The organism is Aquabacterium sp. (assembly GCF_041909175.1).
Taxonomy (GTDB): domain Bacteria; phylum Pseudomonadota; class Gammaproteobacteria; order Burkholderiales; family Burkholderiaceae_C; genus Aquabacterium.
Genome location: NZ_JAYRDZ010000002.1, coordinates 16,068 through 28,646, shown reverse-complemented (window position 1 = coordinate 28,646; position 12,579 = coordinate 16,068). Strand labels below are relative to the sequence as shown.

General features: G+C 65.1%; 13 protein-coding genes. 4 read left to right on the top strand and 9 right to left on the bottom strand.

Annotation, left to right across the window (positions count from 1 at the left end):
- Positions 1–116 precede the first annotated feature (116 nt).
- The gene (locus tag ACE3PH_RS02730) at positions 117–890 is read left to right on the top strand and encodes a hypothetical protein (protein WP_374316296.1); all 774 of its coding nucleotides are present in this window, start codon (positions 117–119) and stop codon (positions 888–890) included.
- Between the two features lie 24 nt (positions 891–914).
- On the opposite strand, the gene ACE3PH_RS02725 is transcribed toward ACE3PH_RS02730, so the two are convergent.
- Positions 915–2,438, bottom strand: coding sequence for a DUF2779 domain-containing protein (locus tag ACE3PH_RS02725; protein WP_374316294.1), 1,524 nt, complete (start codon positions 2,436–2,438; stop codon positions 915–917).
- 98 nt (positions 2,439–2,536) lie between these two features.
- Here ACE3PH_RS02725 and ACE3PH_RS02720 point away from each other — a divergent pair, with 98 nt between their 5' ends.
- On the top strand, positions 2,537–3,193 hold the full coding sequence (locus ACE3PH_RS02720; RefSeq protein WP_374316292.1) for a glutathione S-transferase family protein: 657 nt from the start codon (positions 2,537–2,539) through the stop codon (positions 3,191–3,193).
- 14 nt (positions 3,194–3,207) lie between these two features.
- Here the strand turns inward: ACE3PH_RS02720 and ACE3PH_RS02715 are convergent, their stop codons facing one another.
- The 4 genes from ACE3PH_RS02715 to ACE3PH_RS02700 form a co-directional block, all read right to left on the bottom strand.
- Positions 3,208–4,905 carry an AAA family ATPase gene (locus ACE3PH_RS02715; protein ID WP_374316290.1) on the bottom strand — a complete coding sequence of 566 codons (1,698 nt, stop codon included), beginning with the start codon at positions 4,903–4,905 and terminating at the stop codon, positions 3,208–3,210.
- On the bottom strand, positions 4,902–6,113 hold the full coding sequence (locus ACE3PH_RS02710; protein WP_374316288.1) for a flavin monoamine oxidase family protein: 1,212 nt from the start codon (positions 6,111–6,113) through the stop codon (positions 4,902–4,904). Before ACE3PH_RS02710 ends, ACE3PH_RS02715 begins: the two co-directional genes overlap by 4 nt.
- 160 nt (positions 6,114–6,273) lie before the next feature.
- Entirely contained in the window at positions 6,274–6,768 is a 495-nt protein-coding gene (locus ACE3PH_RS02705; RefSeq protein ID WP_374316286.1) for a MaoC family dehydratase, read from the bottom strand.
- A gap of 16 nt (positions 6,769–6,784) precedes the next feature.
- Complete coding sequence (locus tag ACE3PH_RS02700) at positions 6,785–7,330, bottom strand: methylated-DNA--[protein]-cysteine S-methyltransferase (protein ID WP_374316284.1); 546 nt, start codon at positions 7,328–7,330, stop codon at positions 6,785–6,787.
- A gap of 156 nt (positions 7,331–7,486) precedes the next feature.
- On the opposite strand from ACE3PH_RS02700, the gene ACE3PH_RS02695 reads away from it, so the two are divergent.
- The gene (locus tag ACE3PH_RS02695) at positions 7,487–8,875 is read left to right on the top strand and encodes a phosphomannomutase/phosphoglucomutase (RefSeq protein ID WP_374316282.1); all 1,389 of its coding nucleotides are present in this window, start codon (positions 7,487–7,489) and stop codon (positions 8,873–8,875) included.
- A 4-nt stretch (positions 8,876–8,879) separates the two neighbouring features.
- On the top strand, positions 8,880–10,232 hold the full coding sequence (locus ACE3PH_RS02690; RefSeq protein WP_374316280.1) for a 3-deoxy-D-manno-octulosonic acid transferase: 1,353 nt from the start codon (positions 8,880–8,882) through the stop codon (positions 10,230–10,232).
- Positions 10,233–10,254: 22 nt separating this feature from the next.
- Here the strand turns inward: ACE3PH_RS02690 and ACE3PH_RS02685 are convergent, their stop codons facing one another.
- Genes ACE3PH_RS02685 through ACE3PH_RS02670 form a run of 4 tightly spaced genes read right to left on the bottom strand, consistent with a single transcriptional unit; the run spans position 10,255 to position 12,559 of the window.
- Positions 10,255–10,533, bottom strand: a complete 279-nt coding sequence (locus tag ACE3PH_RS02685; RefSeq protein WP_374316278.1) for a GNAT family N-acetyltransferase — start codon at positions 10,531–10,533, stop codon at positions 10,255–10,257.
- A gap of 10 nt (positions 10,534–10,543) precedes the next feature.
- Entirely contained in the window at positions 10,544–11,119 is a 576-nt protein-coding gene (locus ACE3PH_RS02680) for a chromate transporter (RefSeq protein WP_374316276.1), read from the bottom strand.
- Positions 11,116–11,736, bottom strand: a complete 621-nt coding sequence (locus ACE3PH_RS02675) for a chromate transporter (protein WP_374316274.1) — start codon at positions 11,734–11,736, stop codon at positions 11,116–11,118. The genes ACE3PH_RS02680 and ACE3PH_RS02675 overlap by 4 nt, the downstream gene beginning before the upstream one ends.
- Complete coding sequence (locus ACE3PH_RS02670) at positions 11,729–12,559, bottom strand: acyl-CoA thioesterase (protein ID WP_374316272.1); 831 nt, start codon at positions 12,557–12,559, stop codon at positions 11,729–11,731. The genes ACE3PH_RS02675 and ACE3PH_RS02670 overlap by 8 nt, the downstream gene beginning before the upstream one ends.
- Positions 12,560–12,579: the final 20 nt, after the last annotated feature.

The window sequence follows — 12,579 nt, the reverse complement described above, 5'->3', positions numbered from 1 at the left end:
TTAGGTGAAAACGTGAATTGTCTGCATCAGATCTGATAACATGTGTCCGTAACACTTGGTGTGTGACCGGATTTCATTAGGATGGCGGCTACTTGTTTCATTCATGTAGTTTTGCCATGAAGAAGTTGAATTCCGTTTTGCTGTGTGTGTTGGCTGGCCTTGTATCCTCCACAGCAGTGGCCAGCCCGGAAGTACAGGCTGTCGCGTCGATGTACGACATCAAGGCCGAGACCTACCGTTTTGTGCGCTTGCAGCGTGAGGTGCTGGCCACCGCCAGTGACCCGATCTTGTCGAAGAAGCTGCGTGGTCAGCTGAAGGACAGCACCCAGGGCCTCATGCGTGGGGTGCAATCGTCTCAGTCAGGCTTGACCAAGCTGGGCCTGCAGAAGCAGCACCAGCAGATGAGTGACACCGTGTCGGCCTATCTGGCTGACTGGGCGGCTGCTGCTGGCAGCGGCAATGTCGACCTGGCCGTTTTGCGTGCAAAACGACTGGCGCTGCTGAAACTGGCCGACGACATCAGCCGTCAGGCCCAGCAGAAGGTGGGCGGCAGCGCCAGGCAGACGGCGCTGATCGGCACAGGCAAGACGGTGGTGCAGGAACTGGCATATGACTACGAGTTCTGCGACCCCAACTGTGCTGAGATGTTGTCCGGCGATTGGAGCGACGTGCAAAAGAGCATGGATGACATGCGCGGTGCGGCGAGCAAGCACTTCAAGTCGAGTTCCTTCGACCTGGCCCAAAACCAGCTGACCCTGCTGAAATCGGCCATCAACAGCCGCATGAGCAAGGGTCTCAACCCGTCGGATCAGAAACAGGTGATCGGCGTGTCGGACAACCTGTGGACCGTGATGTCCGACGCCTTGAACAGCTCGGTTGACGCCAACTGACCCATCCAGGGTCGCCAGGCTGGTTCAGGCGTCGGGAGATGCCGGGCCAGCCTGCTCGAACAGGGTGACCATGCGCCGAAGGGCTTCGGTTTCATCCTGTGCATGGTGCAGCAGGGCCTGCCGCAAGACCTGCCGCCGCTGATCGGTGGTCTGCTTCTGCAAGGACTCCGCAAACGCCGATTGGGCATCCGCCACGCCGGGGCACTCGAAGTGGTCCAGCTTGAGTTCAGGAGCCAAAGCCCCAAACACGGATTTGAACGACCACGACCCGCACATGGCGGGGTGATAGTAGTGCTGACGCGCCAGCAGGAAGAGGTCGACCAGGCGTGGCAGGAGGGCTTTCAGCTCGGTGGCCAGGTCTTCGAAATGGAAGGCCAACTCCTGAATCCGGTTGCGCTCGAATCCTGCGTTGTAGGCGAAGATGACGCCATCCTGCCCCATGGCATCCAGCAGGCTTTCGGCGAAGGCCCGCCGCGGATCACCGCGTTCGTCTGCCAGGAACGCACGGTGCTGTACGCCGTGTCCTGAAGCTGGGGTGATGTCGGCAGCCCAGAGGTAGGGCAGCGTGTGATACGGGCGGGTGCCGGGCCAGATCGGCGTCGCAAAGCCGATGGTGTGGATGCGCAGGGCGATACGGGGATAAGGCAAGGCCTGCATCGCGGTGCGGGCGTCGGGCTCGAGTTCGGCCCGGCCTTCGCGGATGGCCCGCCAGGCGCGCCGCCGCCGTGCATCGGGCAGGGCATCGAGTGGCACCTGGTGGATGGTCTGATAGCCCTTGATCCGCAGCTCGGTGGCCAGTTCGCGCCCCAGCACATCCAGGCTGTCCGGTCGCAGTGGCAGACGATCCGTGTGCAGGCTGCCGCAGTGGTCCACATAGGCACAGCTGTCGGTCTTCGTGCAGTGGGCACCGGGGTCGCTGGCCGGCTCTTCGCCGCGCTCGCAGGCCCGCATGCCGATCAGCCAGCCGGCCACATCGCGCGAGCCCAGCACGGGTGCCAGGTCGACCTCCCGGAACAGCCCCGCATAGCAGCCTAGTCCGGGGTACACGAAAGCCGTGTCCACCAGCAGCATGCCCACGCTTTGCACGCGCAGGCCGCAGCGTGCGGCCACATGGGCCCACAAGGCCACTTCGTCGACATCGGCCTCATCGCCGACCGTGGCGAGCTTCACCTTGAACAGGCGCACGCCCAGGGCCCCGGCCGCGAGCACGTCCACGCGGACCAGCGCGCCATCATCGCTGGCCAGGCAGGCGCCCAGCACGGCCTGCCCAGGCAGGTTCCACAACCCCTCGTTGAGCAGGGCGGCAGTGTGCTGGGTGGCCTCAGCCCATTCCTGTGGGGTGGTGGGCTCCGGCAGCACGGCTGCACCGGGGTAGCTGGCCTTCAGCGCTTCCAGGACAGCCGGCCCGGCAACGACCTGGGCGTCCGGGCTTGGCTCTTCTGACACCATCCCTTCGTCAAGCTGGCGCCGGTGAAGCCAGAAATGCCGGGGGCATGTGCGCCAGCGGCGCAGGTCGTCAGTGGTCAGCAGTCGCACAGCATCCATCATGGTCCTGACAAAGGAGACAAAACATACACAGGCCCCCTGGTGGGGCCGAAGCCTGTTCCCACTAAGCAAGGGCTGTGCAGGGCTGTCATGCATCTTGCATGGCACCGCTCATGGCACTCACCTTCTTCATGACACCGGGCTCTTGTTCAACGGGCATCCACATCTTGCTGGAGACGCTGGAGCTGCCCTTTTCGGTCACCATTTTGAACCTGCCAGCGGGTGACCACCGGCAGCCTGCTTACCTGGCGCTCAACCCGAAGGGCAGCATGCCCGCTCTGCAGTTGAACGATGGCCAGGTGCTCACCGAGTTCCAGGCCATTGCCTTCTGGCTTGCACGGTCCTATCCCAAGGCGGGGCTGCTGCCAGACGAGCCGCTCCTGGCTGCCCGGGTGATGGCCTTGATGGACTACGTCGTTGGCACGGTGCATGGTCAGGGCTTCACCCGCATCTTCACCACGGACACCTATCTGCCCCAGGGGCTGGATGCCGCAGAGCGTGAGCGTTGGTCTGCGGCCATCCAGGCGCAGGGGCGTGACATGGTCGGCCGGGCTTTCGAGGTGATCGCCGCCAGCTTGCCAGACGATGGTTTCGTGGCCGGCCCGCGTCTGTCGGTGGCCGATGCCGCCTTGTTCTATGTCGAGTTCTGGGCTGACAAGATCGGTCTGCCCATGCCCGCTCCTTGCCAGGCCCATTACGAGCGCATGAAGGCCAGGCCGGTGGTGCGCCAGGTGCTGGCCGAAGAAGGCTACCGCTGAGCGGCAGCCTCTCTTCAGGCCGCCTCAGGCTCCAGTGCCCGGAACATCGCACAGCGGGCAAACACCGCCAGGCTGGGTGCCAGCTGCTTGTGCTGGCAGTACTTCGCCACCAGCTTGGCCAGCCCCTTGATGTCCCGCCCACTGGCTTGCGGGTAGGTCATGGCCAGGCCGGCCAGGGTGGCCTCGTCCAGCTTCAGTTCGAACTGCTCGGACATCACCTGCCAGATGCGCTGACGGGCCTGCGCGTCGGGCGCGTGGTAGCGGATCAAGGCAATGCAGCGTGACACGATGGCTTCATCGATGTCGTCAATCCGGTTGGTCGTGAGAAACAGCAGGCCGTCGAAATACTCCAGCACCCGCAGAAACACCCCGACCACGGCATTGGCGGCGATATCGTCACTGCGCTTGCGGATGTATACATCGGCCTCGTCGATCAGCATGACGGCCCCCCAGCGCTGGGCGCGTGTGAGGGCTTCCTTCAGCGCCGTTTCCATGGCTGCCACGCTCAGGCCCAGCTGGCCCGAGTGCACGCGGTAGAGCGGGCGGCCGGTCACTTCGGCATAGACCTCGGCTGTGAGGGTCTTGCCCACGCCCGGCGGCCCGGCGCACAGCACGGTGGTGCCGCCACCTTTGCCCGCCACCACATCGTCCTGCAGCACGTCCATCTCGGCGGTGAGGATGTCGATCAGGTCCGTTTGCTCCGGTGGCAGCACCAGCTTTTGCTTCAACCCAGGCTGGTAGGCATACAGCTCGATGTCGTCCGCATGCACCCACAGGTGCTGGTGCAGATCCAGGTGGAAGAGAAACAGATAGGCGTGCACGGGCAGCGCCTTGAAGAGTTGCGGTGGCAGGGCGGCATTGATCGCCTTGACCTCTTCTTCGTAGTCGTAGTCACTGCTCTTGGCCGCACGGCGCAGGTAGGGCGCGAGGATGTCGCCCGTGGAGTCGAGCCCCATGTTGCGCGGCGGCAGAATGCCTTCATCGTTCACCAGGCGAGCCGCGCCCCCGGCTGCATTGAGGATGATCTGGTCCTTGCGGGTCCAGTCGTTGTCACGGTGGGTGGCTGTCGGGTCTTCTGCGGTGAAGCCCGTGCCCTGGCCTGCGAACTGGCCGCCATAGCGGCCCCGCCATTCGAAGTAGCGGCTGACCGAGGCGTCATAGGCAGCCAGCAGGTCCGGGGTCTCTTTCAGAAAACCCTTGGCCGCCAGGATTTCAGCGATGGTGTGGCCCGCGAGGTCAGACTCGGTGATGCGCAGCGACTGCGACACCAGTGTGGCCCGTGCATGGGCCTTGAGTTCGACCATGACCTTGCCCAGCTCCTCCGAGCTGCCGATCACGTAGTCGATGCGGGTCGGCACCCAGGGCAGGGGTTTGCCATCCACGTTGGCCGCAAACAGCCAACCCCGCTCTGCGCCGTCCGCCATGAAACGCACCAGGGCCGGCAGCACCGACTCCAGCGGGTCACCCGCCTGAAAGCGTGGCAAGGGGTGTTTCAAGGCCTGGACCAGGCCGCGCAACTGCGCCGCCCGTCCTGACAGGGCTCGGCCAGTCTGCTCATACAGACCCGCCAGAAATTCCAGGGCTTCCACCGGCAACTGGCGGGTGCGCAACTCGATGCGGTGACCGAACTTGAGTTGCTCCTGCAAGCCATCCAGCTCGGGAAACTGGCTGGTCAGGGCCAGCACCTGCGGGCGATCCAGTTGCAGCCTCATGCTGTGGCTCCATGGGCTTGCTCGGCTGTGGCAGACGTGGTGCGCAGGCTCAGCAACTGACGGCGCAGCCGTGCCGTGGCACTGAGTGCCCCTTCCAGGTAGCCGCCACCATGGCGCGCGGTTTCGCTGCCGCCCAGAAAGAGCTTGTTCTGCCAGTGGGCCTCAGCCAGCAAGGGGTCGCCATAGCTGGGGTGCCCACCGCCCCAACTTTCTTCGGCTACATCGGTCGGGGTGCAGGTTTGCGGTTCGGTGGCCCAGTCGTGCCAGACCTGCTCCACCAGCAAGGCCGGGTCAGCGGCCTCCTGCCCGAATAGTTGCACTACCTGGCTTTCCAGCAACAGGCTCAGGCCCAGCGTGAAGCGGGTGCGGTCATGGCTGCTCAGCGCGGCAAAACCGGCCAGTGCTGCGCCAGGGTAGGTCTGGTCACCGGCTTCCGGGCCGCAGGCATCGAACACCTCGGCCAGCATGGCCTGAGCGTGGGTCACCCATGCGTTGCCGGTCAGGCCTTTGTCGCGCCAGAAGGCCTGGCGATAGGCGTAGCCCGCCTTGGCGGCCGTGGCCATCCAGGTCGGCGTGGCCTGCATGGCCGATTGCAGATCGTCATCCAGCGGTGGGTCGAAGCGCACACTGGCCATGGCCACTCGAGGTGGCAAGGCCAGCACCACACGGCGGGCGTACATGGCGTAGAGGGCATCACCATGGCGGACATGCAGCTCGACATGGTCGCCGCGGTCCATGATGGCTTCCACTTGGTGATCCAGACGCAGGCGGGCTTCCGGCAAAGGGCGGGCAATCGCGTCGATCACGGCCGCCATGCCACCCACCACCCGCCGCGCCCCGCCGTGGACGAAGCCGGGCTGGGCCGGGTCAGATGCCTCCAGTGCGGGGGTGAGCTGGGCTGTCAGGGCAACCGGCTCAGGGGTTCGGTTGGGGTCATGCAGGTGCAGCACCCGGCCATCGTCAATCTGTTCGACGCTGTGCAGACCCAGGTCCTGAACCAGTCGGGTCATGGCCGGCTGCGTCGATGGCCAGAACCAGGTGGCACCCAGGTCAATGGGGGTGCCATCCTGGGCCTTGACCGTGAGCACGCGCCCTCCCAGTCGCGGGCGCGACTCGAACAGGCGCCAGTCAACCTGACCCGCAGCCTGCAGGCTGTGTGCAAGGGTCAGTCCGCACAGTCCTCCACCGACAATGGCCACATCCAGCATGGTCGACTCCTGTCACGCCTGCATCAGGCAGAAAAGAGGCTTGCGAGACTTGTGCCAGATCAAAAAGTCAGCCAAATCAAGGGTTTGGCTGCATGCGGCCCTGCAGCAGGGCTGTGCGGATCACGACAAAACCGACAGCATGTCGGTGTCGGTGTCGGTGTCAGCTGGCCTGCTCGGGGGCGGCAGGTTCGCGGCGGCGGAACATGGCCCAGCTTTCGATGGTCATGACCACCTCGTCACGCTGGTTGACTGCTTCCCAGCGGGTGTTGACCAGACCCACGTGGGGCTTGCTCTTCATGGCCCGTGAGCCGAGCACGATCATGCGGGCGCGCAATTGGTCACCCACCATCACCGGTTTGATCCATTTCAGGCTTTCCAGGCCGGGCGAGCCGAGGCTGCTGGAGTCGAGCAAAAAGCCATCGCACATCATGCGCATCACCATGCCGGCCGTGTGCCAGCCACTGGCTGCCAGTCCACCAAACAGCGAGGCCTTGCCGGCCTCTTCGCTGAGGTGGAAGGGCTGGGGGTCGAAGTCGGTGGCGAAGCGGATGACCTCGTCACGGTCAACCACCTTGGGGCCGAACTCCATGGTCAGACCATCGGTGAAGTCCTCCCAATGCCAGCGAGGCGCCTGGGTTGCGGTGGAACTGCTCATCTGTTGTCTTCCTTCGTTATAAGAGTCGATCAGTAGCAAGCATGTGGCCTTCCAACTGCAGCAGCGCCACCTTGCGGGGCATGCCGCCGGAATAGCCGGTCAGGGTGCCATTCTGGCCAATCACCCGGTGACACGGCACGATCACCGAGATTGGGTTGCGTCCAATGGCCCCACCCACCGCCCTGCTGGCCTTGGGTTGCCCCAGGTGCATGGCGATGTCGCCATAGTGTCCACACTGCCCGAAGGGAATGTGCAGCAGCGCTTGCCAGACCCTGCGCTGAAAAGGGGTACCCATCAGGTCCAGCGGCAGGTCGAACTGTTGGCGCTGGCCGCGCCAATAGGCATCAAGCTGCACAACGGCTTCCGCCAGCAAGGGGTCATCGGGTGCGATGGCCACATCGGGCAGCACGCCGGGGTCGTCTTTCTGGCCGACAAACCACGCCCCTGCCAGCCCGCAGGCGGTACGCGCCAGGCGCAGGGCACCCAAGGGGGAGGTCCACACAGTCTGTGCCGTGTAGGGCGCGGTGCGTTGGGCACCGTGTCGAGAATGGATTTCGGACATGGCGGGTGGCCGCGTGGCCGCAGTTGAACATCCGTATCGGGGGATCGTAGCCGGAACTGTCACGACCCGTGTGCATACGGTCTCTAGAATTGCGGGTGGGCACAGCCTCCGGGAGGGCCGTGTCGCGACAACAATTCAATTCAGCAAAGGATCACCATGCAAGCCGCCGCTTCGATCTTCAAGGCCTACGACATCCGTGGCATCGTCGGGCAGACCCTCGACGAGACCCTGGCCGAGCATCTTGGGCGTGCGTTTGGCACCGAGGCGCTGAAGCTGGGCGAGAAGGCCGTGGCCGTGGGCCGAGACGGTCGTCTGTCTGGACCGGCACTGAGTGCCGCCCTGATCAAGGGCCTGCAATCTACCGGCATCAACGTGATCGATCTGGGCGCCGTGACCACCCCCATGCTGTATTACGTGGCAGCCACGCGTGCGGAGGTGGGGTGCCACAGTGGTATCCAGGTCACCGGCAGCCACAACCCCAAGGACTACAACGGCTTCAAGATGGTGCTGGCCGGCCGTGCCATTTATGGCGATGACATCCAGGGCCTGCGCCAGCGCATCGAGGCTGAAGACTATGCGCAAGGGCAGGGCAGCGTCACCGAGTTGAACGTGCTGGCCGAATACACGCAGCGCATTGTGGGTGACTGCAAGCTGGCACGCCCCATGAAGATCGTGGTCGATTCGGGCAATGGCATCCCGGGCGCTTCGGCCCCCGGCATCCTGCGCGCCCTGGGTTGCGAAGTCATCGAGCTGTTCTCGGAAGTCGATGGCGACTTCCCCAACCACCATCCTGATCCGTCCAAGCCGGAAAACCTCAAGGACCTGATTGCCGCCGTCCAGCAGCATGGTGCCGAGTTGGGGCTGGCCTTTGACGGTGACGGCGACCGCCTGGGTGTGGTCACCCGTGAAGGCAACAACATCTTCCCGGACCGTCAGATCATGCTGTTTGCGCGAGACATCCTTGCTCGGGTGCCTGGCGGCCAGATCATCTTCGACGTGAAGTGCAGTCAGCGTCTGGCCCAGACCGTGCGTGAAGCCGGCGGCGTGCCTGTGATGTACAAGACTGGCCACTCGCTCGTGAAGGCCAAGCTCAAGGAAACCGGTGCACCGTTTGCCGGCGAGATGAGTGGCCACATCTTCTTCTCCGAGCGCTGGTATGGCTTCGACGACGCCATGTACACCGCCGGGCGCCTGCTGGAAATCCTCAGCAAGGTGGCCGACCCCAGCGCGGTGCTCAACGCCTTGCCCACCAGCTACAGCACCCCTGAGCTGAACGTGCCTTGCGCCGAAGGCGAGCACCATGCCGTGGTCGAGAAACTGCGTGAAACCGCCACCTTTGAGGGGGCCCGCGAGGTGACCACCATCGATGGCCTGCGCGCTGACTATGACGACGGCTTTGGCCTGGTGCGTGCATCGAACACCACCCCAGTGCTGGTGCTGCGCTTTGAAGGCCACACGCCTGAAGCGCTGGAACGCATCCGTGCCCACTTCATGGCGGCCATTCTGGCGGTGAAGCCGGATGCCCACATCGGAGCAGGACACTGAATCCGTGACAGTCCAAAGTTTGCTGGCGCGGCAGGCCTACAGCCTGCTGCTGCGATCTCTCACGCCTTTCTACCTTTTGCGCCTGTGGCGGCGCGGCAAGGCCGAGCCCTTGTACCGGGCCCACTGGCCTGCGCGTCTGGGCAGCTATGAGCCCGGCTACCGCGCGCAGATCGCCCTGGCCCGCACCGATGCCTCGGCGGCACACGCCCCGCTGGTGTGGGTGCATGCGGTGTCGCTGGGCGAGACCCTGGCGGCGCGCCCCTTGGTGGCGGCCTTGCGGGCCCAGTTGCCGGGCATGCGGCTGCTGCTGACCCACAGCACGGCCACGGGCATGGAAGCCGGTCGGGCGCTGCTGCAGGGCTCGGACCTGCAGACCTGGTTGCCTTACGACACCCCGGGTGCCGTGCGCCGCTTTTTGCGCGCGCACACCCCGAACCTGGGCGTGCTGATGGAAACCGAGATCTGGCCCAATGTGCTGCACGAGGCCGGCAAGCTGGGTGTGCCCATGGTGTTGGCCAATGCGCGTCTGAGCGACAAGAGCCTGCGTCAGGGCCAGCGCTTTGCTGCGCTCCTGCGGCCGGCCGCACACAGCCTGGCGCTGGCGCTGGCGCAAACCGATGCCGATGCGGAACGCCTGCGACTGGCAGGCGTGTCGCAGGTGCAGGTCTGTGGCAACGTCAAGTTCGACATCTCGCCTGAACCAGAGTTGATCGAACGTGGCCTTGACTGGGCTGCCGCCGACACGCGCCCCATCATCCTCGCCGCCGTGACCCGTGAAGGCGAAGAGCAGGACTTGCTGGACGACTGGGGCACACACCACGCCGAGTGGCATGGCCTGCCGTTTGACCAGGCCCATCTGCCCAGGTTGATGATCGTGCCGCGTCACCCGCAGCGGTTTGATGAGGTGGCCAGGCTCATCACCGACAAGGGGCTGAGCCTGTCACGGCGCAGCACATGGGAAGGCGGGCGCCCTGATGCTGCAGCCCTGGCTGCGGACGTCTGGCTGGGTGACAGCATGGGCGAAATGGCTGCGTATTACGCTGCGGCCAAGGTGGCCTTGCTGGGTGGCAGCTTTGCGCCACTGGGTGGGCAGAACCTCATCGAGGCGGCCGCCTGTGGCTGCCCCATGGTGATGGGGCCGCACACCTTCAACTTTGCAGAGGCGGCAGCGCTCAGCATCGAGGCGGGAGCGGGCGTTCGGGTGCAGACCTTCACCGAGGCCCTCAATGAGGCAGACAGCATCATCCGCACCGAGCGTCAGCCCGACATGGTCGAGGCTGCGCAGGCCTTTGCTCAGCGCCACCGTGGTGCGGCGCAACGCATGGCACGTGCCCTGGGGCAGTTCTGGCGTTGCTGACGCCCCTGGTCGGGCCGGAGCGTCAGCTCAGGTCCGACCACTCCGGGTGCCGTCGCAGGTAGACCGCGACATAGCTGCACACCGGGTTCACCTTGTAGCCCTGGGTGCGCGCCCAACTCAGGGCGGCCTTGACCAGCGCAGCGGCGATGCCACGCCCTTCCAGCGCGGGTGACACGAAGGTGTGGGTCATGTGCATCACCTGGCCCTGCACCTGGTAGTCGGCCACACAGCGGTGGCCGTCGACGATGGCCTCGAAACAACCAGCTTCCGGCCGGTGCGTGATCACGATCTCGGTACTCATGAGGCTTAGTCTAAATCCAGCCCAGGGCACCGAGCACAGCCCCTGCGCCGACCAGGGCAATCAAGGGCACCTTGGTGCGCCATACCAGCAGTGCTACCACGGCACTCAGGGCCAGGGCCACAGGGTGCCCGGTCGAGGGGGCGAGGGTCCAGCCCGTGGCGACGAGCAGCCCCACCGTGACCGGCACCATGCCGGCCTGAAAGGCCTGCACGCTCAGCCATTGCCGGCGGGTAGATACCCAGCGTGAGGCGGCCATCGTCAGCGTGGTCGATGGCAGCATCATGCCGAAGGTGCTCACCAGCGCCCCACCCAGACCAGCGCTGTACCAGCCCATCAATGACACGAACAGCACATTCGGCCCTGGTGCGGCCTGGGCCAGCGCCACGGCAGCCGTGAAGTCGGCTTCGCTCAGCAAGCCGCTCTCCAGCACCAGTCGGCGGTGCATGTCGGCTACCAGCGTGATGGCTCCGCCAATCGACATCAGCGACAGCGACACGAAATGCTCGAACAGGGCGAGCCAGGCTTCGGGGTTCCACACCAGTGGCGACACGGCGTGGCTGGCCTGGGCTGCGATGTCGGCACTCATGCGCGCACCTGCTGTTGACGAAGGACCACATAGGTCCAGGCACAGGCGCATCCGCCCAGACCCAGCAGCACCCAGATCAGTGACCAGTGCAGCAAAGCCATCATGCCAAAGGCAGCTGCGGCCAGGGCCACGCACACGGGCCAGGTCAGCGGGTGCTCGCGCAAGGGCGCGGCCAGCTTCAGCACGGTGCCCACCACCTGGCCAGCGGCCACGGCAGCAATGCCGCCCAGCGCACCTTTGATGGCGCCTTGCACACCGGACGCATCCGGAGCCTGCCCCACCAGCCAGGCCAGCAACAGCATCACCACCAGGGGCATCGTCATCATCCCGGCCAGGGCGGCACAGGCGCCCCGCCAGCCATAGAAGCGGTCCCCGATCATGAGCGACAGGTTGCACACGTTCGGGCCGGGCAGCACCTGGGCCGTGCCCAGCAGCTCGACAAACTCCTTGGCGGTCAGCCAGCGGCGCTGTTCGCACAGTTCGCGCTGCGCCACGGCAATCACCCCGCCGAAGCCCTGCATGGCCAGCCAGGTGAAGGCCCAGAACAGCTCCGCAAGCGAGTGCGGCCGGCTCAAGCCGCTGTCCGCCATGCTGTCAGCCACATCCCGTTCAGGCATAAACCGCCACCACCTGATAGCCCAGCGCGGCCAGTTGTCCTTCCGGCGTCCACAGGTGGGCGCGGTCATTGGCGTAGCCCTCGCCATACACGATGGTGTCCTGGTCCAGGCGCCACAGGCCGGCGCGGTCCTGCAGTTCGATGGGGCGCAGTTCCAGCGCCCACGACACCGAACTGGCCGGCGCAAAGCCATTGGCCAGCGACAAGGCCGGGGTGGGCCCCGCATCCGTGAGGATGATGGCCGTCAGCTCGGCATCCAGTTCAGCCCCATCGGCGATGCGCAGGTGATAACGGCTGGCCCAGTTGCCACTGCCTGTGAAGGGCAGAGCACCCTCGGCAAGATGCATTTCCAGGTGCTGGGTGAAGTTGGGCGTCAGGCCCGGGATCACCGGCATGCGCATCGATTGCTCGGGTGCATGGGCCACCGCCGGTTGGGCCGGCGACAAGGGGGTCAACTTCGAGTCACGACCTGTGCCAAACACGCCCAGCAGCACCCCGCTGACCTGTTCCTGTCCGTCCGGGCCAGCCTGGAGGATCTGGGCCTTGACCTGGCGCACGTTCTTGCCTTGCCTCAGCAAGGTGATGTCGACGTGGACCATACCGGACGACACCGGTCCGACGAAGTTTGTCTGCAGGGCGCGCAGGGGCCAGTCGGCACCGCACACATCGCGCATGGCCTGGGCAGCCAGGGCCGAGAGGATGCCGCCAAAGATCGTGCGGCCTTGCTCCCAGTCCGGGGTCAGTTGGTAGCTGACGCGGCTGGCCAATATCTGGCGGCCGTTCAGCAGTTCCAGGACACTCGTGCGTGCAGCGTGATCGCTCATGCGCTTCCTTCAGATTGAAT

What these genes read in the sequence shown, in the direction of transcription:
- ACE3PH_RS02685 (WP_374316278.1), bottom strand. Translation starts at nt 10,533, where the DNA reads ATGAGTACCGAGATCGTGATCACGCACCGGCCGGAAGCTGGTTGTTTC.
- ACE3PH_RS02680 (WP_374316276.1), bottom strand. Translation starts at nt 11,119, where the DNA reads ATGAGTGCCGACATCGCAGCCCAGGCCAGCCACGCCGTGTCGCCACTG.
- ACE3PH_RS02705 (WP_374316286.1), bottom strand. Translation starts at nt 6,768, where the DNA reads ATGAGCAGTTCCACCGCAACCCAGGCGCCTCGCTGGCATTGGGAGGAC.
- ACE3PH_RS02700 (WP_374316284.1), bottom strand. Translation starts at nt 7,330, where the DNA reads ATGTCCGAAATCCATTCTCGACACGGTGCCCAACGCACCGCGCCCTAC.
- ACE3PH_RS02720 (WP_374316292.1), top strand. Translation starts at nt 2,537, where the DNA reads ATGGCACCGCTCATGGCACTCACCTTCTTCATGACACCGGGCTCTTGT.
- ACE3PH_RS02725 (WP_374316294.1), bottom strand. Translation starts at nt 2,438, where the DNA reads ATGATGGATGCTGTGCGACTGCTGACCACTGACGACCTGCGCCGCTGG.
- ACE3PH_RS02670 (WP_374316272.1), bottom strand. Translation starts at nt 12,559, where the DNA reads ATGAGCGATCACGCTGCACGCACGAGTGTCCTGGAACTGCTGAACGGC.
- ACE3PH_RS02675 (WP_374316274.1), bottom strand. Translation starts at nt 11,736, where the DNA reads ATGCCTGAACGGGATGTGGCTGACAGCATGGCGGACAGCGGCTTGAGC.
- ACE3PH_RS02715 (WP_374316290.1), bottom strand. Translation starts at nt 4,905, where the DNA reads ATGAGGCTGCAACTGGATCGCCCGCAGGTGCTGGCCCTGACCAGCCAG.
- ACE3PH_RS02695 (WP_374316282.1), top strand. Translation starts at nt 7,487, where the DNA reads ATGCAAGCCGCCGCTTCGATCTTCAAGGCCTACGACATCCGTGGCATC.
- ACE3PH_RS02710 (WP_374316288.1), bottom strand. Translation starts at nt 6,113, where the DNA reads ATGCTGGATGTGGCCATTGTCGGTGGAGGACTGTGCGGACTGACCCTT.
- ACE3PH_RS02730 (WP_374316296.1), top strand. Translation starts at nt 117, where the DNA reads ATGAAGAAGTTGAATTCCGTTTTGCTGTGTGTGTTGGCTGGCCTTGTA.